Origin of the sequence: Aeromonas sp. 95A (assembly GCF_051919235.1) — a bacterium.
Taxonomy (GTDB): domain Bacteria; phylum Pseudomonadota; class Gammaproteobacteria; order Enterobacterales; family Aeromonadaceae; genus Aeromonas; species Aeromonas veronii.
In genome coordinates, this window is record NZ_JBQBFC010000001.1 from 1,022,589 (window position 1) to 1,045,552 (window position 22,964).

A 22,964-nucleotide genomic window follows, 5' to 3' on the forward strand; every position below is an offset into this window, starting at 1 on the left:
AGGTTACCATGTTTGAACCCTCCTTTGAGTTCGTTTTTCCAGCAATTCGTGGTATCCAGGCGGGCTCTGAGTACTACGTGTCAATGTGTCCTCTCAAGCTATTGCCACGCATCTTCAGGTTTGATGATGAGGATCTCTCGCCTGAACTGCGCGCACAGAGAACCCTCAACGTAGGGCGGATCCCGGTGATGGCTGACTATATAGTTCGCAATAGAGATTCCTACGTGTTTTCTGCCATCACCGCCTCGATTGACGGAGATGTGAGATTTGAACCAATGGGAACCAGTGGTGAAGCGAGCCGTATCGGGGCCCTCAGAATTGGGTTGGACGCACAATTTATCATCAATGACGGACAACATCGCAGAGCTGCGATTGAAGCAGCCCTAAAAGAAGATCCATCCTTGGCAGATGAAAGCATCTCTGTGGTTTTTTTCCTCGATCAGGGATTAGCGCGTTCACAGCAGATGTTTACAGACCTCAATCAGAATCAGGTCAAAGCCAGCAAATCTCTGGCCATCGCATACGACCAACGAGATAAGAGTGCTGCTGTCGCTCGGGCTGTTGCATCCAAATCCAAAGCCTTTAAAGGGATTGTCGATATGGAGCAAAACAAACTTGGTAAACGCTCCCGCAAACTCTTTACTCTTAGCGCTATTCATCAGGCAACTCATGCCTTGTTTAGCAATTGGGAAAGTATTGACATAACTAAAGCGACCCGTGAGGCATGCCGTTTTTGGAATGAAGTAGATAATGTCATACCAGAATGGAAACTCGTCAGGCTATCCAAACTGACTGCTGGGGAAGTTCGTGAAGACTTTATCCATAGCCATGCCGTAACACTGCACGCATTAGGTTTGGTTGGTAAGGCTCTTCTTGAAAAGAATTATGACCTGAAGCAATCCCTATCTGGGCTATTGACACTAGATTGGCTACGTCAAAATGCAGAAGTATGGGAGGGTCGGGCTCTAATCGCTGGCCGTATTCAAAAGACATCAAATACGACGTTATTAACTGCAACACTGATCAAACAACACCTTGGCCTCCCCCTCTCTGAAGGAGAGGAACAAGCTGAATATCTATTTAGAAAAGGTAAGGCATGAGTACCGAAATACATACCCCTTCCCGCTCCGCATTTGATGCGGCCGGGTTTACAGAGACAATTCGGTTCTTGGTTGACCGCACCAAATCACTTTATCTTAGTGATCAGATCCCCTGGGTAATTGGTTACAGTGGTGGTAAAGACTCCACCGCTATACTCCAACTAGTGTGGTATGCCATGCAGGAACTGCATGCCGAAGGTAAAGCTAATAAACCTGTCCATGTGATCAGTACTGATACGCTTGTTGAAAATCCGATTGTTGCCATGTGGGTAGGACGCTCATTGGAACAGATGCGACAAGCGGTAGCTGAGCAACACTTAAATATTATTCCACATCGCCTGACACCAGAAGTAAAAGATCGCTTCTGGGTCAATTTGATTGGTCGTGGTTACCCTGCTCCTCGCTATAAGTTTCGCTGGTGTACCGATCGACTAAAAATCAGTCCATCTAATAACTTTATTAAGAAAGTCGTTAAAAATAACGGTGAGGCGATTCTTGTTCTTGGTACGCGAAAAGCGGAGAGCGCGACAAGAGCAGCAACAATGGAAAGTTACGAGAACAGAGAAGATAATACTCGTAGCGCTGTTGGATTAACTGTTAACAAACAGCTTGATCGTGTCTGGATATATACTCCTATCGCCGACTGGAGTAATGACGATGTCTGGCAATACCTGATGCAAGTTAAAAATCCATGGGGTTTTAAAAATCAAGAGCTACTTGGTATGTATCAAGGTGCAACTGCGGATGGTGAATGTCCTCTGGTCGTTGATAAGTCAACACCTAGTTGTGGAGATAGTCGTTTTGGCTGTTATGTCTGTACCATGGTAGGTGAAGATAAATCTATGGCAGCCATGATTCAAAATGACACTGAAAAAGAGTGGATGTTGCCTCTACTGCAGCTCCGCAACGAAATCGACATTAATGATTCAAATAAAGAGCGTAAAGGTAAAAAAATAGAGGCTGACAAGGAGCGTCGTGATTTTCGTCGAATGAATGGTTCCTTAACCGTTCATATCAATGAATATGGAGCAGATCTGGTGCGTGGTCCTTATCGGCAGCAATTTAGAGAGCATATGCTCAAAAAAGTGCTTGAAGCACAAAAACTCGTACAAGAGATAGGTCCAAATGAAGTTCGCAACCTAGAACTACTCTCTTTGGAAGATTTGGAAGCAATTCGTCATATATGGGTGGAAGATAAACACGAAGTCGAAGATAGCGTCCCTCATATTTATGAACGTGCGCTGGGCAAAAAGTATCCCGGTACCAAACGCTCACACCATAGCTTATTGAATAGCTATGTGATGAGCAAACTGAGGTATAAATGCTCCACGTACAATGATCCGGATGGGTTACTCTACGAACAAATTAGAACACTGATCTCAATTGAAGATAAGCATAGCAATATGCTGCGTCGTGCAAATCTATATAAAGAGCTGGATACAAGCTTGCAGACCATGGCCTTCAACAATATTCAAGAGGCCAGAGACTTTGCACTGAACAGAAAACTCAATGAAAACAAGATAAAGCTATTACAGCCCAATTTACCTGAGCAGGATAAAGAACAACTATTGTGGGAAAATGAGAAGCTGCAACTTGCTTTGACGAACAATAGTCATTTCTTGGAAGATGAACAAATTGATATTGAAGAGCTATCAGCATGATTTTTGAACAACTCGTGTTAGAAAATTTTGGTATTTATAAAGGACGCCATGAGGTTGATCTTGATAGCCCCGATCATAAAAGACCTATAATCCTCTTTGGTGCACTCAATGGTGGTGGTAAAACAACCTTTTTAGATGCCTTGCAGTTGGCTCTTTATGGCAAGCATGCCAAATGCTCCAATCGTGGTCGCCTTAGCTATCCAGCATATCTGGAGCAGGCGATAAATCGTTATGCAACGGAAAAAAAAAGCCTCTCTCTCACTGCGCTTCAGACATACCATTCTCGGGAAAGATCATACTTATGAAATAAATCGAGCTTGGGAGAAAGAGGCTGACAAAGAGTGCAAAGAAGTTGTTGTTGTTAGCCATAACGGTCATCCAGATGCATTATTGAGTGAGCATTGGGGAGAATTTATCAATGAATTTATCCCGCAATCACTATCTGAACTGTTCTTTTTTGACGGTGAAAAAATTGAACATCTTGCAGATCCCGCTCGTTCCGCTAGTCTGGTAAAGACGGGTATCGAAAGCCTTCTCGGTCTTGAATTGCTGTCACAGCTCAATATTGACCTTGACGTGCTTAAAAAACGCGGTCAAAACCAGCTGCTGGATCCCAAGCAAAAGGTGAAACTGGAAGAAGCTGAAGCTCGGCTTGAAGCCTTTCGGGAAGCTCAAAAGATATTACAGAATAACCTAATTGATATAGATGAACAGATTCTAGATAAAGAAGCAGAAGTCGCCTATTGGCGACAACAACTGAAAGATAATGGCGCTCATCTTTTACATGAAAAAGATGAGATCTCTCGTCAACAAGTTGAAATTACAACAAAGATAGATGGCATCAATAGCGAGTTGATCAAACTTGCTGCTGGGGTCTTACCTTTGAAGCTTGTCTCTTCATTAATAGAACAGACCAAGTCTCAGCTTTATAAAGAAGATGAGATAAAACGCTATCATACCGCTCGCTCTTTACTTATTAACCAAGAGAATAAAATATTTGGATTATTAAATGAACGAGGAACGGATCATAGTATCATCCAGTCTCTGCAAACCGAGTTATCTAAAGAGAGAGAGGCTTCTGATCAGCTCTACTCTGAACCCTGCTATTTAAACAGTAGCCCTGCAATTTTCGATGGTCTTGCTGAACGGCTCGCTGCCGAAGAACAGGAAGCGTCGTCACTAATGCAGGAAAAAGAAAAATTATATGAAAAACTGCAATTCGTAGAACGGCAACTCGCCGCTATTCCTGAGTTAGCATCTGTTGAGCATATCATTACACGCTCAGTCACAGCGGATAATGACCTTGAAAAAGCAAAGAAAGAGAAAGAGGAATTGCTTCTAGCTGTACAAAAATTGGCCGCCGACATAACGCAAGCAGAGATGCAAGTTACCTCAATTCGTGTACAAGGTAATGCTATCAATTTTGAGCAACAGCGGCAACAGCAACTCTTTTCTCATATGGGAAAACTGCAAGGTATTGTAGATGCCTTTAAAACAGATCTCATCAAAGATAATATCGATAAGCTACAAACCAAGATCATCTCCAAGTTTAATCAGGTCAAACGTAAAGACAGTCTAATCACCAAGATTGAAATCGATGCTGATGCATTTGTGTTAACTCTATATGCACAAGATAATAAACCTATCTCCCCTGCTCGGCTCTCCGCTGGTGAAAGACAACTGCTGGCCATTGCCGTCTTATGGGGGCTCGCCGACGAGTCAGGTAAAGAGTTACCAACGATTATTGATACCCCTATGGGACGCCTTGATGGACAACATAGAAGCCATTTAATCAAGCACTATTTCCCACAGGCTGCACCTCAAGTGATTCTTTTATCGACCGATGAAGAGATCCAAGGCAAATACTATAAGGAACTCAAGCCTTATATAGCCAAGGAGTATCATATTTGTTTCGAGGAACAAAATTTTACCTCTACGATAAATCCTGGATATTTCCCGGAGAGAAAACATGATTGATAATATTCGTTTGTCAGAAAAAGCGAAACAGCAGCTAATTGTTATCAAGCGCAAGACAGGTATAGAGAACTGGAATGTTCTTTGTCGTTGGGCTTTATGTCTATCACTAGCTGAAAAATCGGTCCCCCCATTTGAAGATATTCAAACAGACAGCTCTGTTGAAATGACATGGAAAGTTTTTTCAGGTGAATTATCAGAAATGATAATGTCACTACTAATAGTAAGAATGAAATATGACAATATTGAGATCAATAAAATAAATATTGATACTTTTTTTAAACTGCATCTTCATAGGGGAATATCTTATCTGTCTAATAACATTAGCGGCATTGATAACTTTTTTATATTAAAGCATGGTGTTTAGAATGATGTTCAAGAGGCGACATAGTAATGTCGCCTCTTAACGTAGCTAAGGTTAACTAGTAAATTTAGCCTTAACTTCAAACTCTTGTTGTTTTATGGGGTACTCTTCATTTTTCACAACCTTATAATTTCTTCTAGCACGAATTATTTCTTGCTTACTATTTGGAGCGATATGGCATGTAAGTATTTCTTTAAATAGATCAACATACTCTCTTCCTGTCAACATTTTTAACTTGCCATCAGAAAATGATGATACACAGGTCCAAGGAGCATCTTTCATTGTCCAAGGCAATTCTGAGATCTTTTGTAGAATATCATCAAACTCAATATTCCCCCTATCTAACAAACTTCTGACTACTTCAGAAAGAGATCTTTGAATAACTCCTTTCAAAAATGGATGTTCTGTACCTGGATTGTTTTTACTTTTCCTTAATTCACGCAAATTGTCATTAGACTCTATGATATTAATTACATTTCCCGATGCGTTCATGAAGCGTTCTAGTTTATCGACTATCTGTTTGTAGCCCTCCTCCAAATCATCATCTGTTGGCCGACTTGATAAAGACACATTAGCAAGTTTACTGCCATACGAAAGATGCTTTACCATCTCATATAAATGCGAAATGGATGTCACTGCACGCCTATCTGTATCATTTACTTGAGTAGCTAATTTCAGCTCACCATTCTCACCTTGTTTTGAGAAAACGGCCACACGCCCCTCTGCACTAAGGACTGGGTGCTCATTAATGAGCCTTCTGGTTATAATGGCAAAAGCATCATCTTCGTCTAATGCAAGGTTTTCACTTTTTGTCGTAACTTTTGCATTTTTATTTATATTTGTGAAAAGACGCCTTGTCTTCTCTTGTCCCTCAGGGGTGTTATAATGACTAACTAATATAACAGTTATCTCTTCAGAACCTAATTCAGGACTTTTCTTTATTGCATCTTTTATGGCTTTTAACCTATGCTGTCCATCTAAAGCAAAATATTGCTGACTACCATCAAATGTTAACACACCAAAAGAGCTATCCAAGCCATTTATTAATTCATCTGACTCATCCATCTTGACAGGTACATATTTAGGATCACCACCATAAGCAGCAACTATCATAGCACCAAGAAAACGGTGCTCTGAACGTATAAGATAATCTGTTATATCTTTAGTTCTTTCTGATATACCACGTTGAATCATTGAATTTAGATCTGAATTTCCACCAAGTTCATATGCAAAATTAATCTCTCTCGCAACGGATGCATATTTCATTGTGCATATATAATAATTCCAGTCACCGACTTTTGCTTTTAACGCTGGTATTAGTATTTTATTCGCCATAAAGCCATCCTTAATTAAATGCGGGTCTTTCGTTAATTTTATCAAGTGTTGCACGCAAAATTGCATATTGCGTATTTCCAGGAGGATTGAACAATTTAATCATTCTTTCTTCCATATCTAATATTTGACGTTCGGTAGCTTCATTCATAACATTGAAGAAATAGTGTAATCTCCCCAGGCTCAATACTTTTTTCAATCTCTTATCTCTGTCATCAAGCGTTTTAGTTGTCCAGTGAATATCGTAATGATTTCCTATAAGAGATTGATAGTCAGAAATAAATCGCTTTTTTATTCCATTATTTTTCGTAGAAGAGGAACCTATGTAAACTACATTGCCAAACTCAAACTTCCCTTTTGATGTATTAAACTCTACTTCCGGCATCCATACAAAAAAATATAACCCAATAGCACTATCTGGTATAATGGATACACTTCCACCACTGACATTTTCAATTACTTCCCAACCGTCACCAAATTTTTTTATATCATCATTAAGGGTTATCCAATATTCCCTATCATTAAGATTATCCACTGGCATTAAATGCTCTAATGGAAAACATCTTTTACCTTTATATCTTGAAAGATACTTTCTCACGCTATAATTCCCAAAACGCTCTATCCCGCATCATAGAAACCTTTTTATCTCCATCGATATAGAGACTAAAGTGCTTATCCAGTTTGCGGATGGTTTCCATTAATTGTTCTTGCTCAGTCTTATCATCTTTATTAAAGATGGCCTTGATATCGGCATTCTTGATCTCGGCAACGCGATGCACCACCCAGGTCAAAATATAAGAGCCGTAGTTGTTTTCCCCGGTTTTAAAGTGACTCAAGTCCTGGGTTGAGAGGATCACCCCTACCCCATACTCGCGCCCCTCTTTCAGGATCTTGCGCAGGCTGGGGAAGTCCTGCGACATGAAGTTGTCAGCCTCGTCGACCAGGATCATCTTGGTAATCTGGCGATAGTCCCCGCTGACTTGCGGCTTGCCGCGTTTTTGCATCTGCGAATAGAAGAGATCCAGCGTCAGGGCTACCACCAGGTTCTGGATCTGCGGTGAGTAGCCCGCCAGCTCGATCACCGTCACCCCATCAAGCAGCTCATACAGGGAGCTCACCTTATCCGGCATGGTTTCGAAGATCTCGTAAGTGACTAGCGAGTCGAGCGCAGCGTAGAGAGAATCCTCCTCCACCTTCTCCTGCTCAAGATAGAGATCCCATACCTGGGCCAAGGTAGGCGCAGGCCTTGACCAGGTGCTGGCGTCAGACCTGCTGATCCCCGCCAGACCATACGCATCGAGGATCAACTTGCGCAGCCGTAGCTGCTGCTTGGGCCCGAGGCCGAAGGCTTTGGCCAGGGTCTCGGCAAACCCGGTCGCGGTATGCACCGGCAGCATCGGCATATCGCCATAGAGCGAGAGCGGATTGTACGGCAGGCGATACAACCGCAGCCGCTTGCTCTGGTTTGCCTCGCTAAAGGCATCATCCACATAGTCAGATTTGTAATCGAAGATCAGCAGGCCGATCCGTGCCCCCTCGACGTTATTGTCTTGCTGGCGCATCAGCTGGGTGATCAGCGACTTGGTAAACTGGGTTTTGCCGGTGCCCATGGTGCCAATGATGCCGGTATTGGTATTCATAAAACGGGCGGTATTGGTGGGCTCCCAATAGAGCGGCGTTTGCCGCAGCGCCTCGTGGCCAAACAGGATACGCATGGGCTCTATCGGCTCGTCGGTCAGTCCCGTTTCCACCGGTACTGGGGTAACCGGGTCGGTGTTTTGGGTATCAGTGGCTGCTTCCACTGGCGCCATATCCACCGCCTGATTGCCCCCTTCTGTTGACTGCGGTTGAGAGCCGTATTCAGGCTCCACCGCCTCTGCTCTGGGCCCCAGCAGATATTGTTTGTCTACATGGCACAGGGTCACCAACTCATCAAGCGCAGGGGCGCTACAGGCCTGAATAAGGCTACCCAGCAAGGCGTAGGGCAGTTCAACCTGCAATACCCCCCGCTCGGTCATCTGGTAGTGAGGCACAAAGAAGCTGTCGTTTTCGATATGGGCGACCACAAAGCCTTCGGGATAGTCGGGCACTCTGGCCAGGGTATATTCCCCTTTGAGCCACCACTCCCGCTCGATCAACAGCGGTGCAAGCTGCGCTGGCTGCATCACCTGATAGAGGCAAAGCTTGTCGACCTGCATCAGCACCTGGCGAATAAAGAGACCACGGTAGAGCCGTGCGGCCAGGGTGTGGGGGCCAAGCACCTCTTCCATCAGGTAACGTTTAAGCTCCAGCGCCTGTTGCCCGGCATAGGCAAAGTCAGGTCTGACACCGGTCTTGACCTCCAGAGGCAGCAGATAGAGTTGCTTGCCCTTGAAGCCGACAAAGAGCACGTCATCGGAAATGGCCCCTTTGCGATACCCATGCACCTGACGGGAGAACTCGCTGTCGCTCATCTTGAGGCCAACATTGCCGGAAACGCGGATCATCTCGGCTACGGAGAGGGGAACCCAGCAGATATCGGATTGCCGCAACAAGGCCGAGACAAACTTGTAAGCACCGATGATGCCGTTCTTCTCTTTGCGCTCCTTGTCGTTGGCCGTGAGCATCTTGAGCAGCCACTCGCCGTTGAAGGCATTGAATTCGGAGAGCAGCGTCTCCCCTTGTCCGTGACCCTCTTTTTGCAGCAAGCGTTTAAAGAGGTCTACCTGCTTGGTTACCGTGATGGCGTCATAACCGGCCGCACTGGTGTATTGATCCGAGTAGTGGATCAGCACCACATCCTGCTGACTGGTGAAGAAATCGAGGGTCACCTTGGGATCGATGATGGTGGTCCACAGTGCGCTGTCATAAGAACGGGTCAGCAGTGCCTTGAAATCGGCACTGACCGCCAGCCCCAGACTGGTTTCCAGATACTGGGCATTGCTCTGGCTGACCGGTTGCCACAGGTTGCCCAGCAGGCGGGCCACCCGCAGCGACTGCACCCCTTGATAGGGCACGCCACGCAAACCAAAGGCGGTGAAATAGGCCGCCCCTTTCGTTTCGGCCGCTTCCCCGGCGATCAAGCCATCACACAGCACACCACTCAGAGCTTCATCGGTATTGATGGGATGGCACTCTACTGGCTCCTGGTTGCGGAAGAACGCCAGATGGGCATAGGCAAACTGCTCGCGCTCGTTGGGCAGGGTGAACTTGCTGTAGGTCAGACGGCTACGGATCAGGTCGATCAGCATATCGGCCTCAGCACGCAGCGCAGTGGTGTTCAAGCCAAGCCAGGCTTTCAGCTCGTCATACGCGGCCGTTTCGGCAAAGCGGTCGAAGTCATTGAATTGCAACCGCTCATCGTAGAAGTTCACATGAATGGCGATCGCCTGCTCTTTGTGCAGCTTGAAGTGTTCGATCAAACCGAGGAAGAGCTCTGCCGCACTCGCCTGATTGATGGCATTGACGATCAGGGTGCTCTTGGCCCCGGCACTGAACAGACGAGAATAGGCCTGGGTAAACTCGGCCAGTTTGTCGCGCACCAGACGCTTGATGTAGCTGTAGCTCTCCTGCTTTTGTGGCACCACGTCGAGCCAGAAGCTGTTCTCCCGCACCGGCAGCAGATGAGCGTAGCCAGAGTCATTGTCATAGACGAAAGGCAGCAAGCCAGATGCAACCAGGCGCTCGCGGGTCACCTCTGGCAATTCGGCAAAAGAGCTGACGCCATCTTCATCGCGATCGGCTTTTATCTCGGCCACCAGTTGCAGGTGATAGACAAGTACCAAGGGGTGCAGCGGGCTAAGGCGGTGCCACTCATCCTGGCGGCACAGACCGATGCGCATCAACTGTTTGTGCTCGAGCGCCAACACCGCATTGGTCGGTATCTCGCTTAATGCCGCTTCGTAGGCATCCAGCACCCGCTGCACCAGGGCGCAATAGCTGTCACCCCAGGCCACCAGGCTCGGCAAGGTTTTATGGTGTTGCAGATAGTCAAACAGGGCGGCATAAGCGCCATGCAAATCAGGGAACCTTGCACTAATCGCCGCAAGTGGCATTGGATCGGCAGTCAGACCGATATACAAGGCCCGTTCATCAACCATCCGTGCTTCGAGGTTCAGCAGCTGCTGGCGGATCCCAACCACACCACTTTCGCTGTTATCGAAAATGATCTTGCCTTTGGCCCGCAGATACTCGGCATTACGGTCATCTCTGAGCAGCTTGGCGAAACGATCCCGGTCAAACAGCAGCGGAACGCAAATACTCTCATCGGCGGCCGGGCCTTCAATATTGATGGGCAAGCGACGCTCGCCATTGACCAGCTCAAACTGGATCTGTTCGCTCTGCTCGGCCAGCGTATCAAAGTTCACCCAGCCACAGGCGCTGCAGTCCACTTCGCCCTCATCGTCAACCAGATGCATGATGGCGTCTTGCTCTGGGTTGACCTTGAACTTGTTCTCTTCCAGCAGCAGGGTCAGCCACTTCTTGCCCGCATCAACTCGGAAGCAGTGCAGCAACTCATCGAAATAGAAATCTCCCTGCTCTACCACTAGACAGCGGAACTTGTACTCTTCGGAGCGGTTATCGCGTTTAAGCTCAAGGCTAAAAAAGGTGGGTTCTCCCGTGACGGGCAAGGTCACCGTCGCCCAGCAGCGTTTACCACCGACACGGCTGACAGAATAAGTGACCGCATTTTTGAGCGACCCATTGTGCATCAGTTTGAACTGGCTCTCGTCCAGATCATTACCGATGAAGGTAAAAGAAAGTTTGAGGGTTTTCTCCCCCGGCGGGAGCTGGATCAGCAGGCTCAGGTCGCGTTGTCCCGCCTTGCTCTGGCTTTTGGCTCTTTGTTGCAGTGAACCACTGTCAACAGCCACCTCTTCCAATAGCAACTTTTGCGCTTTGTTGGCTTCAATCTCTTTGAGGTAGGCCTCGAATTCCAGCTCACGCCAGCTCTCATCCTGGAAATGCTGGCGGATAAACTTGGCGCTGAACTCTTTCAGGACACTCTCGAGCTGATCGAGATCATAATGCTCAACCGCATCTTCAATCTCGCGTCGCAGCATGCGGTTTGCTTGGAGCCGCTTGCTGATCTGGGCCTTCTTGCCGCTCCAGCTCCGAATGACCGGGTCATTGAATAGCTGAAGCTCATCAAACTTCAGTTCCCCATCTTGATCAAGTGCACTGAACAGAGGAGCAAAACCAAACACGGTCGCCCCCTCTTCGGTGATGAGGGCCAGTTGCTCTTCAAGCAGGCAGGCTGACAGCTCCTTGTTACTGCTGCCAACATCTATCAGCGCGCCAAGCTGCTGCGAGAGACTATCCGGATGCCAGATAGCACCGGGCGCCCCCAAATCAAGCGCACTGTTGATCAGGGTATCCAGCATGCTGTTGTGGATAATGAGCAGGGCTGCTTTTTCAAATTCTGCACTGCGACCTGCGACCAGATCACGTAAACGGGATATGTAGTTTTCGGTGAATCCCGGAGCCTCACCATGCAACACAGGTAAAACCAGCACGCCATTGCACTCTATGTATGGCAGGTCAATGCCATCAGCCGTAGCCAGCGTATTTGTGGCAGCAAAGGTCACCAGTGAGTGATAGAGCACCAGACCGTTTTCTGCACTGGGGGATTTGAACTGGTAACGAGAGCCCGGCTCAATGTCGGCACTGACCCACTCGATAAAACGTTCGGCCAGAAAATGCTCAAAGGGTCTTGCGGACATATACGGCGTCTCCACTATCACTCATTCGTTCTACATTGCCCATGCGCTCATAGAAGCTGACCAGTTGCTGCAATGACTGGTTATCAAGATAAAAACCGCGCAGCTCGAAGCCTTTGCGCAGATCGTGCAAACGCAGCTTGTCGGCCTTGCCGATGGTGAGATTGGTCAACAGCAACAGCTGATCCTGATTCAGTACCAGGGTGCGGCCAGCGGCCCCCCGTGCCTGAATAAAATCACTGAGCAGCTTCTCCTCCAGCTCTTTGACATATTTCTTGTTCACGCCGCCACGGGAGGTATTGGCATCACGGAATTGCTCCAGAGCCAACTCTTTGAGCTGCTCAAAGGCTTCTGCCACGCTGTTTGTGAGAGGGCGCTCAGGCCGTAACCCACGCTTCTCTCTAAAGGCCTGCAGATAGTTGTTCAAATTTTCCAGCAACTTAGTCTGGTCAGCATATTGCGTGGCATCGTGATAAACCTGCCAAAGCGGTCTTTTCTTGGCATCCCCTGGCAACTGGAGCACGTCAAGGGCGGAAAGCAGCGGGAAAACCCGCTCGCTGGCAGCAGCCAGCAGCTTGTAGCCAGAACGTTTTACCGAAGTACGTTCAGAGCTGGCCTTTTCCGAATCGAGGATAAAGTAGAGGGGTTTGCTTTGGGGCTCATGTTGCCAGTCGGTCACATTCAGTGCCAGCTGAGCACAATAAGCAAAGGCATACAGCTTGAGTGTGCCAGGCAAGGCTTGCAGCAGATATTGGGGGTGTGCAGCTCAGAGATCCCCTCATTTTTAGAGACTCAAATAATTCCAAGTGTGCGGGTATATAAGCGGTGTTGCTTCAGGTAGTAGATAAATTTATCCATCAACAAGACCGCATTGGCTTCTTTCATTTTAGGTAACAACTGGTAATAGATGACCCCTTGCCGAAAGAACGAATAGGTTCGGCTCTTGCTGGTATTGACCTTGATCGTTCTCTCTAGACCGACACTGTCTCCAGCCTTACCCAGCAGCGTCAGCAAGACGATGGCCAGGGCACTGAATAAAAACAGTCGGTCGCGCCGGACCGGATTACTGATGTGCACATCTCCCATACCCATGCCGAATTTGTAATCTTTGATATCACGAAAACTGGTCTCGATACCCCAGCGCTGGCCGTATAGTTGCAACGCCTTGGCGGCGCTCAGGTCGGTCCGGTTACTGGCCAGAAACCACGCGTCTTTCATGCCACTCTTATGACAACAATAGACCCGTTCGACAGGCTGTCGCTGCCCAGTTAGCTCCACCGCTTTGAGGGTTCGGGTGCGCCCGGTCGGCGTTAGCCAGTCCCGAGCTGGAACCTGCTCTACACCAGGGTAACCAACCAAAACATTTCCTTTAAATCTAATGAGATAAGCAAAGCCTAGCTCTTGCTCCAGGCGTTCGAACAGCTCCATGTAACCAAAGCCGCGGTCAGCTACTACCGTCACGAAGATACCCTCTGGCAACGTCTGCTTGAGCTTGGTGAGCAGCTCTTTCTCATGGGCATTGCGTTGCCCTTTGAGCAACGATTTCCGATGGGTTTTCCACAGCAGCGGAGTACTGCGACCGTGGTTGGTTTGCAGGCTGATAACCAAGGTACTGTGATCATCGGCATCGAATTCGGTCCAGTCCATGGAGACTACGATCTCGGTACGTTCACCGACCACATAGGGCACCCAATCGTCAAAGAGGCTCCAGACATTGAGCTTGGTGTTAGTGAGCAGGCGATCCACCTGTTTAACCGCATGTTTACGTTCGAGACCGTTGGCCAAGGAGAGGCCACTACCGATGGCGTGGATGGCCAGTGAACCTGACTCGATAACCCCGAGGGTAGCATTGGCGAGGGAAAGAACACGCTTAGCATGCATGTCCTGTCCAAATATATCGTCGATGTGGTTGAGGATTAGTTCGTGGTTAAACATGGGGATAGTCTGTTGGGTATTAGCTGGTCAAGGATGGCGATCATACCTCAGAAGCCGCGCCACGCCTCGCTCATATGAGGGGATGGTTAAGGGTGTGCAGCCAAAAAGCGAATATCTTCACGAAATACGGCATTCAAAAAAGGCAGATAAGGTTGCTCATCCTCATTTTTTACCAGGCTGCCGCTTTGCAGCCTGCCTTGCAAAACGGACAACAGTTCTTGCTCGACAAAGTTGAGCTTGTCATCGAGCGCATCTTCAAGGAAGAAATCCCCCAACAGACCTGCAAACAATTTGCACAACCGCGTATCTGGTGCGCTGAGATCGGCTTGTCCACTCTTCTTACCTTTGGCCTTAAACAACAGGAACAGCGGTGAAATATGAAAGAGTGCATCATTTGAAAAATAGGCTCGCTCAAGCACCTGCCAAAAATCAGGATCGTCGAGCTTGCCTGCAAACCGGGCTTTGCACTCCTCCTTAAACTGCTCGAATTCATAGGCAGTCACCTGCTTGCGCAAGGACAGCCCCAGCACGACACCTGTCACGGTATCCCAGTCAAACTCATTGCCTTTGTTGCGAATGGGCCAGTAGTTGGTGAGCTTGTTTTTATCAACCGGAGCTAATCCGACAGGAATTGGATACAGAGACATGACTATCTGGTTCCTTCTACAGTGATCATGCCGTCATCCAAACCAAGACGGTAATGCTGATCACCTTCGTAATAGTGAAGAACAGGGCTCTTTTTAGCGACAGCGCGGATTTGCTCAACCATCTCATCAAGCAACACGATGGCATTCTTGTCGTACTTGTTTGGCCGATAGCCATTGTTGAGCTTGCAGATCAGCTCAAACAGATTGAGGTTGATTGCCATTGGTGCCAAGGGCTGATCATCAATCTTCAGATAGGCGCTGAAATGATCGTGTTTCTCGACATGCTGACGCTGAATTGCGCTGTAATCAGCTTTCAGATCGACAGGTGCCGCGACATGACACTGGCCAAATTGACCAAGAGAAAGCTCTCGCTTTGACAACTCAGGGGCATTGCGGTTGGCATAAACAAAAATGGCCGGGATCAGCGCTTTCACATAGAAATTGCGCAAGGCCAGCTGGCTTCCACCCTCCCCAAGATACTGACTATGCTGCAGCCAGACAGTGGCATAGTGTTCAAGTACCTGCTCTTCAAAATCGACTTTGAATTGGTGATGGTAGTTATTGCCAAGCTCACAGTCCTTAAGCAGATAAAAAAGCCGCAGAAGGGATGCGGCTTGACCCGCTTTATCACGAGGCTCGTTGAATATGAGCCCCAGTTTTGCCAGCTCGACCATAAAGGCATCCAGCGCCTCATCCGGTAGATTCAGCTCATAACGCAGCACAAACTGGTCTACCGCTTGGGTATGAATCAAGGCAGGATCAAAGTCAGCAAGACGCAGGCTTAGCTCGCTGTCTTTAGCCAGAAACAGGTTGTCAAAGAGGTAATGCTCCCCGGCCAGAAGCTGATGCAACAGATCCAGCAAGGCGCGAGTCGTAATGAATTGATCCTTGATCAAACGGGTTTTGAACAGCGTGGTAATGATAATCTCTTGCACGTGCTCATTGGCCAACAGCCTGAAATTGGCGATGAGGCGCATGTCGCGTTGGCGTTGCTCATCTGCAAGGGCAATAGCATGAAACAGATTGTCATCGGTTGGCTGAGTTAACCGCTTGAGCAGTTGACGCATAAAGCTTGAATAGCTGCCAGCGTCATCATTAAAACGAAATTTTGGATAGGACTCGAAATCCAGAAAGTGATATGCCCCTTGCGTTCTCTCGCCACTATCCAAAAAACGCTCGATCACGCCACGCAACACACTGTGCCGCTCAGCCCCTTCTTTGGCAAAGTTGGCCAGCATACCGATATTGATACCAACCACCAGGGGTTGAGCCCCGTCACCCGCACGATCAAAGAGTTCGTTTAGCGCATCGATTGCTGATTGATGAGGCGAAAAGCTATGGGTTGCATCCAGATGGAAGGTATATCTGTTTTTATATTGGTCATAGCTACGTGACAATATTTCAGATTTGCCATCACCACTACTGCCGCATAAAAACACACACTCACCAGGCTGCAATGAACGGAGGCACTTCTCAAAATCATCCTCGATTTCGGGTGTAACGTAGAGATAATCCTTGAGGTCATCAAACAGATCTCTCTGACGTTGTGTTGTCGTCTTGACCGAGAAGGACGAAGATTTAGCCAAAACCCCGAGGGCCTTGCGAAGGGAGATTGTGCTCACGGTATAAACCTATCATTTCATATCTGACCGATACTAACTGATTGAATCATTGGGAGACTACAAGAAAGGATGAGTCTTTGTATGAATCCTTGACGTTCGTCAAATCTGAACTCACATTTGTTTTTATCTTATACAGGCACATAGTCCACTTATTCAGCTATTAGGCTAAATTCCCTCAACACAAATAGCATTACACTTGAGATTTTCTTGCCGTTTTTTCCCAAATCAACCTGTATGTCATGACCTCCTCTCTACCCCAGATGAACGCTACACTGTCAAAACATCTCTTGTCTGCATGTAATGACCAACCTGCATACAGCTTGAATTGTCTATTGAGCTCCATCCCATAAACAATAGAGCTGGATTGACCAGCCCCTGTGTGTACACCTCATCTCGCTGCCGGATGCCGGGATCAGAAACGGTAGAGCAGGCCCGTGGTGATGCTGGTGGCGCGAATATCGTAAAAGTCGATCCCGGAGTTTGCCGTGGCGTAGCTGGCGCTCAGGAGTGCAGAGAGCGGCGCAATGCCAAACACCTGGTGCCTGAAGAGGGTGGCATCGATGGCCATGTCGCGACTGTCGGCACGCTGGCCAAACAGCGGGTTGGCCTCGTCATAGTCGCGCTTGCCCAGATAGAGGTTGCTGACAAATGACCAGCGGAGCGAGGTTTTGGCGTACGTGAGTTGCAACCCCTTGCTCACGTAAGACTCGGCACTGCCCGCCAGATCAGCCTGCTCATAGCGCACTGCTGGCTCGAGGAACTGATCGTCTGCCAGCAAGAACTGGTAGGAGAGCTCGGCGGAGTTGACCCGACCATTGCGATCCAGCATCCCCATCACCGCGCGGCCATATTGCTCGCCGCTGGACTCCCCATCCACCTTGACGTCGCGGCTGGTGACGCTGCCACTGAACGCGCTGCCCCAGATGTTGTCCCACGCCAAACGGGCGCCGTGGGATCGCACATCACTTTCCTGACGTGCCACACCCACAGCAAAGGGATCGCGCCAGACCTTGACCGGGGTGGCATTGAACACCAGCGAACCGGCCACGATCCCCTTGTCCCCCAGCTGCTGGCGCAGCCCGAACTGCTGGGTACCGTCGCCGCGAATGGCATCTTGAATGAGGTTGCCCAAAAACAGCTGGCTACCGGTGGAGGCAAAGGTGTAGCGAAGATCCCCGTTGATCACCGGATCAAGGTGGCGCTGCTGCGCCGCAGCCCCCAAAGCGTCAATACGCTCGCTACCTGCACTCCACGTGGCAAAATTGGACTTGGTCTCGCCAACGCTGGCCCCCGCCAGCACACTGCCGGAAAAACCAGATTCCCCGGGAATGGCTCCCAGCTCTTGTGCCTGAACCCCGCTTGCAACCAGCATCCCCATACTCAACAGCAGACCAATACGCATCGCAACACTCCTGACAAGCGGCCACTCTCGGTGGGCCGAGCCTGATAAATAGGAGGGAGGCTGTCGCCCCCCTGACTTGAGAAGCGGCATGTTACGGCAGGGAAAAATCACAAATAAGACAGCGGGATGCGGTTTTATTTTTTATGATGGCTTTTTATTTTTTTATAGGCGCAAGCAGGGGGCGACCCGGCATAATGAGCCCCCACTGCCTTGCAACGCTGCGGGCTGCTCGCGCCATACTCACTCTATTTACCCCTGTTCTCAACATCGGAGTTCTCATGCGTCGATTCAATTTCATGCTCAATGGCAGCAGATTGATGATGTTCCCCTTCTACATTGGCATTCTCATCTGCGTGGTATTGCTGATGGTGAAGTTTGCCATGCAGCTCTATCAGCTTTCTGTAAACATTTTCGAGATCCCCTATCTGGACCTCATTACCGGCGTGCTGACCCTGGTGGACTTTATACTGGTGGCCCAGATGCTGATCCTGGTTGCTATCTGTGGCTATGTGCAATTTATCCAGACGGAAGAGCAACGCGCCTCCCTTAGCAGCAACTGGCTTAGCAAGATCAACTTTGCCTCCCTCAAGCTCATCGTCATCAACTCGCTGGTGACTATCGCCGGAGTGGAGGTGCTCAAGGCGTTTCTCGAAGATGGCATCATCAATGAAGTCGATATGAAGTGGTCCGTGGTGGTGTTTCTCGCCTTCTCGCTGGCCGCGCTCATCTATGCGGTGACCGAGCGGATGGCAGAGCATAAATAGTCGAGTTTGATCACTGTGCTTGTTCAGCCTTGATTCACCAGCAATACAATTGATAACACTTTTCATTACTCTTACTGCGTTATAAACTTGCTCCCCCGGGCTGCCCCGCCCGGGTGCTGGAGCCTTTATGACAAGCCTTTCTCTCTCACCACGACAATTCTGGCAGTGGCTGGCCTACCACCATCAGGCCGCCGAGGGCACCCTCTATCTAATGTTCTTCTCCGGCCTGCTGCTGTGGGAACCGCTGACCCCGTTCTGGTCGCTGGCACGCTGGAATCTGTTTTTCCATGTGATGCTCTCGCTCACCCTGTTCCCCCTGCTATTTGGCGCCTTCTGGCTCTCCCATCGCAGCTTGTTGCACCGCAGCAACAAACCCTTTTTACGCACCACGGGGCGGATTATTGAAACCCTGCTGCTGATCTGTCTGGCCAGCGGCCTGCTGCTGGTGCTGCACGGCACTCCGGGCGATGCCATGGGCAACCTCGCCAGCTGGGCCCACTGGTTGAGCGCATTGGCGTTAACTCCTCTGGTGCTGCGCCACGCCTGGCGCTGGACCATCTTGAAATGGCGCTCCTGATCCCATGTTGAAGTCATCGTTTTCTGCATATTTGTCACCCCTGCTGGCCCTCCTCCTGCTGCTGGCCAGCCCCTTTGCGTTGGCCCAACAGATGGGCACAGGGATGCTCGCCTATGAGGAGGGAAGCGCCCCGCGCCTCGTCACCGCCAACCTGAGCGCAGGTTCCGTCACCCTGCTGGAGCGCGATAGCGGAAAGCGCCTGAAAGAGGTGCAGCTGGGGGGCGATCTGCGCCAGCTTGCCCGCGCCGATGACGGCACCCTGCTGGTCACCGACTACAGCGGCGATCGCCTGCTGCTGCTGGATGATGCTCTCGATCTGGAAAAGACGATCCCCACCGGCCACCGCCCCTATGGGGTCATCTTCGATGCCAAACGGCAGTGGTTCTGGGTCACGCTGTTCGAATCCGCTCGTCTGCAGGCTTACGACACCGCGGGCAACCTCCAGCTGGATGCAGAAACCGCCGAGACTCCCCGCGGGCTGGCATTGACCAACGACGATCGCCTGCTGCTCACCCACGCCATGACCGGCCAGCTCGCCATCTATGATCTCGCCAAGCTTGGCCACGGCGCCAAGAACGCTTCGCTTCCCAAGCCCAAGCTCATTACCCTGGCCGAGACCCATAGCGACACGCCGAGCGACTCGCAGGGCTTGCCGCGCCTGCTCGACGGCATCGCCCTCTCCCCCGATGGCAGCGAGGCCTGGCTGCCTCATGTGCTGTGGAGCTTCAGCCACCCCTTCCAGTTTCAAAGCACCGTCTTTCCGGCCGTCTCCATCATCGATCTCGATGAGGAGAAAGAGCGGGTCGATGAAAGAAAGCAGCTCTTTTTGCAGATCAATTTGCCAAGCGTCGGCAACCGCAGCCAGATCGTCTCCAACCCGTTTGCGGCGCGCTTCGCCGCCGATGGCAAGCGGGTCTATCTGACCCTGGCGGGCTCGGAAGATCTGCTGGTGTTTGACCTCTCTCGCAGCGGCAAGTCCAACAACAACCGTCACCGCCGCAAGAAGTTTCAGGGGGGAGCCAAGGCAACCCAGCTCTTGCGTCACCTGCCGGGCCAGAATCCGCGGGATCTGCTGATCGACGGTGACCATATTCTGGTGCACAACGCCATGGGACAGGATCTCACCCGCCTCAATAGCGGCGGCAGCGGCCCGTTTGCCCGAGTCACGGTTGATGTGCCCCACTTTGCCAAGCTGGTAAAGGCAGATCCGCGCCCAGAGCCGCTTCAGCGCGGCGAGCGGCTGTTCCATCTTGGTAACACGCTTGGCAACAACGGCGCCAACTCACGCTTCCCCATGGCGGGGGACAACTGGATGAGCTGCAACTCCTGCCATCTGGACGGATTCAATTTCACCAACCGCTATCTGATGGCGGCCCATCGCCAGAAGAGCGGCGACAACGCCATCAACGGCCACGCCAACCTCACCAACATGGTGGCGGGGGATTTTGTCGGCGAATACCTGCGCATGACCCAGCAGACCCAGGGCGGCATGGGCCATGACATCCGCGATGGGGCCGAGGTGGTTGACCCCGCCCAGCCTCAGCCCGAGGTGAAGGTGATGATGGAAGATCTGCACGCCTTCGTCACCGCCGATGGCAACCTACCCTATCTCGCCAACTGGCTGCGACTCGATGCCCCGCGCACGGATCCCGCCAAGGCGCCGACTACCCACCCGAAGGAGTGGCTCAACTCCGCCTCCTGCCAGAACTGCCACCAACAGGCGTTCAAAGATTGGAGCGAGAGCAACCACCGGCTGATGGGCAACTCCCACCCCTACTACAAGGTGGTGCAGGCGCTGGCCCGCGAAACCGAAGGGGAAGCGTTCGGTCAGTGGTGTCAGGGCTGCCACATGCCCCAGCAGGTAATGAACGGCCAGCAGGATCTACCCAAGGGCTCCCACATGTTCGAGCAGGGCGGCGCCTCGCTGATTGCTGCCCACAAGGCGGGCGAACCTGTGGTTGAGGAAGGGACCGGCTGCGTGCTCTGCCATCGCATCACCAAGGTAGAAGATGCGGGCGGCAACAGCGCCTTTACCGTGAATCTGAAAGACCGCGAGAGCTATGTGTTCGAGGATGCCGCGGGCGGCAGCCTCCAGCACTGGCTGGCCGAGCGGCAGATCAACGCCCGTCCGGCGGCCCACAAAGCCTCCTATCAGAAGGATTTCTACCGCGATGCGGCCCTGTGCAAATCGTGCCACAACGAGTTTGCCCCGGGCACCGGCGCCAATATCGTCAACACCTGGGACGAGTGGGAAAAATCCAGCTTCGCCAAGGCCGAGGATCCTGCCAAGCGGCGCACCTGCATCGACTGCCATATGAACCCGGAGCCGGGCAATGGCGGCGCGCCGGTGGCGGGCCAGTCCACCGAAAACGGCACCATGAAAGCGCGGCTCTATCGCCACAACTTCACCGGCGCCCAGCATCAGCTGGTGGGGCTGCGCAATCCCGACCTTGAGCAGGAGAGTCTGGCGCTCTTGCGCTCCAGCGCGACCCTCTCCGCCCGTATCGAACAGACTGCCGATAGTCAGCAACTGGTGGTGCGGGTCGCCAATACCGGCGCAGGCCATGCCCTGCCCACCGGTGTGGCCGATTTCCGTGAACTCTGGCTGGAGCTGACCGTCACCGACGCCACCGGCAAGCTGGTGCTTGCCAGCGGCCAACCGGTGGATGGTGCTGTCCCTGAGGATGCGCGACTGTTCAGAAAAGTGTTCGGTGATGCCGAGGGCAAGCCGGTGGGGCTCAAGTTCTGGCGTTACGCCAAGCTCTTGGAAGATACCCGCATTCCGGCCGATGGCTGGCGCGATGAAGTCTGGTCGCTGCCCGCAGAAGCCCAAGGGCCCTTCAAGGCCGATATCAAACTCAATTTCCGCACCTACCCCAAGTGGGTCAATGATGCGGTGCGCGCCGCCGAGCCCAGCTTGCCGGAGCCACCCATAGTGCAGCTAAATCGGTTGCAACTGACCTTGCAGCCTCTCCCCGTCACGCCCGCTACGGAGCCTCAATCCTGATGTTTGCAAGTTTTCTCATTACCCTGCGCGAGGGGCTGGAAGCCTTCCTGCTGGTCGGCATCTGCCTCTCCTACCTCGCCAAGCTGGGGGCGAGCCGCTACAACAAATTCATCTATCTGGGGGTGGGGCTTGGCCTTGTCGCCTCCCTGATCGTCGCCTTCCTGTTCCAGGTGGTGGTGAGCCAGTTCGAGAGCGAGCGCTACAACCACCTGTTGATGGCGGGGATCCTCATCTTCGCCACCTTGGTGCTCACCTATATGGCGATCTGGATGCAAAAGCAGGCCAAATCCCAGGTGGGGGCCATGACGGCGCGCATCGATGCGGCCATCGATGGCGGCAACCTGTTTGGTCTGGTGCTGCTCGCCTTCCTTGCTGTGATGCGCGAAGGGTTTGAAACCGTGCTCTTCTTCTCCGCCCTGCTCTACTCCGGGCAAGGGGTCGATCTGCAATCCGGCCTGATGGGCGCGCTGGCTGGGCTGCTGGTCTCCATCGCGCTGGTGTGGGGGCTGCTGCGCTCCACCCGCAAGGTGGCGCTGGCGCCTTTCTTCCGCTGGACCGGCCTGCTTATCATCATCATCGCCGCAGGTCTGCTGTCGTCCGCCGTCAACATGTTGCAGGCGGCAGAGATCATCACCTTCTGGACCACACCGGTGTTCGACATCAGCCACATTCTCGACGATCAGGGGGTATTTGGTACCTTCCTGCGCGCCCTGTTTGGCTACAATGCCTCACCCGCTGGCTTACAGCTGCTGACCTGGGCCCTCTATCTGGCGATCTTCGTTACCCTCTGGCAGCGCAGCTATCGCCCGCAGGTGAGCGCCGCATCCAGCAAGGGCTGAGCCAACACGCCCTGTGGCAACAAGGCCACGGGGTAACAACA

At 51.0% G+C, this 22,964-nt stretch carries 17 protein-coding genes; 9 read left to right on the top strand and 8 right to left on the bottom strand.

The window, feature by feature from the left end:
• The first annotated feature begins 8 nt into the window (after positions 1-8).
• From dndB to dndE, 5 genes are read left to right on the top strand one after another with little or no spacing between them, the layout of a single operon-like run.
• Positions 9-1,100 carry a DNA sulfur modification protein DndB gene (dndB, locus tag ACTG2U_RS04440; protein ID WP_439974099.1) on the top strand — a complete coding sequence of 364 codons (1,092 nt, stop codon included), beginning with the start codon at positions 9-11 and terminating at the stop codon, positions 1,098-1,100.
• The gene (gene dndC, locus ACTG2U_RS04445) at positions 1,097-2,761 is read left to right on the top strand and encodes a DNA phosphorothioation system sulfurtransferase DndC (protein ID WP_439974100.1); all 1,665 of its coding nucleotides are present in this window, start codon (positions 1,097-1,099) and stop codon (positions 2,759-2,761) included. The genes dndB and dndC overlap by 4 nt, the downstream gene beginning before the upstream one ends.
• Complete coding sequence (locus ACTG2U_RS04450; RefSeq protein ID WP_439974101.1) at positions 2,758-3,066, top strand: AAA family ATPase; 309 nt, start codon at positions 2,758-2,760, stop codon at positions 3,064-3,066. Before dndC ends, ACTG2U_RS04450 begins: the two co-directional genes overlap by 4 nt.
• The gene (dndD, locus tag ACTG2U_RS04455) at positions 2,993-4,738 is read left to right on the top strand and encodes a DNA sulfur modification protein DndD (RefSeq protein WP_439974102.1); all 1,746 of its coding nucleotides are present in this window, start codon (positions 2,993-2,995) and stop codon (positions 4,736-4,738) included. The genes ACTG2U_RS04450 and dndD overlap by 74 nt, the downstream gene beginning before the upstream one ends.
• Positions 4,731-5,102 carry a DNA sulfur modification protein DndE gene (gene dndE, locus ACTG2U_RS04460; RefSeq protein ID WP_439974103.1) on the top strand — a complete coding sequence of 124 codons (372 nt, stop codon included), beginning with the start codon at positions 4,731-4,733 and terminating at the stop codon, positions 5,100-5,102. Before dndD ends, dndE begins: the two co-directional genes overlap by 8 nt.
• Before the next feature lie 51 nt (positions 5,103-5,153).
• Here the strand turns inward: dndE and ACTG2U_RS04465 are convergent, their stop codons facing one another.
• The 8 genes from ACTG2U_RS04465 to ACTG2U_RS04500 form a co-directional block, all read right to left on the bottom strand.
• Positions 5,154-6,434, bottom strand: coding sequence for a DNA sulfur modification protein DndB (locus ACTG2U_RS04465; RefSeq protein WP_236317301.1), 1,281 nt, complete (start codon positions 6,432-6,434; stop codon positions 5,154-5,156).
• Between the two features lie 10 nt (positions 6,435-6,444).
• Complete coding sequence (locus tag ACTG2U_RS04470; protein WP_439974104.1) at positions 6,445-7,029, bottom strand: hypothetical protein; 585 nt, start codon at positions 7,027-7,029, stop codon at positions 6,445-6,447.
• A 1-nt stretch (position 7,030) separates the two neighbouring features.
• Positions 7,031-12,133: a DNA phosphorothioation-dependent restriction protein DptH gene (gene dptH / locus ACTG2U_RS04475; RefSeq protein ID WP_439974105.1), complete on the bottom strand. Its 5,103-nt coding sequence runs from the start codon at positions 12,131-12,133 to the stop codon at positions 7,031-7,033.
• On the bottom strand, positions 12,114-12,866 hold the full coding sequence (gene dptG / locus ACTG2U_RS04480) for a DNA phosphorothioation-dependent restriction protein DptG (RefSeq protein WP_439974106.1): 753 nt from the start codon (positions 12,864-12,866) through the stop codon (positions 12,114-12,116). Before dptG (ACTG2U_RS04480) ends, dptH begins: the two co-directional genes overlap by 20 nt.
• A gap of 56 nt (positions 12,867-12,922) precedes the next feature.
• Positions 12,923-14,065: an IS4-like element ISAs18 family transposase gene (locus ACTG2U_RS04485; RefSeq protein ID WP_041204923.1), complete on the bottom strand. Its 1,143-nt coding sequence runs from the start codon at positions 14,063-14,065 to the stop codon at positions 12,923-12,925.
• 86 nt (positions 14,066-14,151) lie between these two features.
• Positions 14,152-14,712 carry a DNA phosphorothioation-dependent restriction protein DptG gene (dptG, locus tag ACTG2U_RS04490; RefSeq protein ID WP_439974107.1) on the bottom strand — a complete coding sequence of 187 codons (561 nt, stop codon included), beginning with the start codon at positions 14,710-14,712 and terminating at the stop codon, positions 14,152-14,154.
• Between the two features lie 2 nt (positions 14,713-14,714).
• On the bottom strand, positions 14,715-16,334 hold the full coding sequence (dptF, locus tag ACTG2U_RS04495) for a DNA phosphorothioation-dependent restriction protein DptF (RefSeq protein WP_439974108.1): 1,620 nt from the start codon (positions 16,332-16,334) through the stop codon (positions 14,715-14,717).
• Between the two features lie 412 nt (positions 16,335-16,746).
• Entirely contained in the window at positions 16,747-17,736 is a 990-nt protein-coding gene (locus ACTG2U_RS04500; RefSeq protein WP_439974109.1) for a DUF2860 family protein, read from the bottom strand.
• 278 nt (positions 17,737-18,014) lie between these two features.
• Here ACTG2U_RS04500 and ACTG2U_RS04505 point away from each other — a divergent pair, with 278 nt between their 5' ends.
• The 4 genes from ACTG2U_RS04505 (at position 18,015) to ACTG2U_RS04520 (ending at position 22,923) form a co-directional block, all read left to right on the top strand.
• On the top strand, positions 18,015-18,500 hold the full coding sequence (locus ACTG2U_RS04505) for a YqhA family protein (protein ID WP_005333692.1): 486 nt from the start codon (positions 18,015-18,017) through the stop codon (positions 18,498-18,500).
• A 127-nt stretch (positions 18,501-18,627) separates the two neighbouring features.
• The gene (locus tag ACTG2U_RS04510) at positions 18,628-19,077 is read left to right on the top strand and encodes a hypothetical protein (protein WP_439974110.1); all 450 of its coding nucleotides are present in this window, start codon (positions 18,628-18,630) and stop codon (positions 19,075-19,077) included.
• Between the two features lie 4 nt (positions 19,078-19,081).
• Positions 19,082-22,084, top strand: a complete 3,003-nt coding sequence (locus tag ACTG2U_RS04515) for a YncE family protein (protein ID WP_439974111.1) — start codon at positions 19,082-19,084, stop codon at positions 22,082-22,084.
• On the top strand, positions 22,084-22,923 hold the full coding sequence (locus ACTG2U_RS04520; RefSeq protein WP_182962857.1) for an FTR1 family iron permease: 840 nt from the start codon (positions 22,084-22,086) through the stop codon (positions 22,921-22,923). The genes ACTG2U_RS04515 and ACTG2U_RS04520 overlap by 1 nt, the downstream gene beginning before the upstream one ends.
• Positions 22,924-22,964 lie beyond the last annotated feature (41 nt).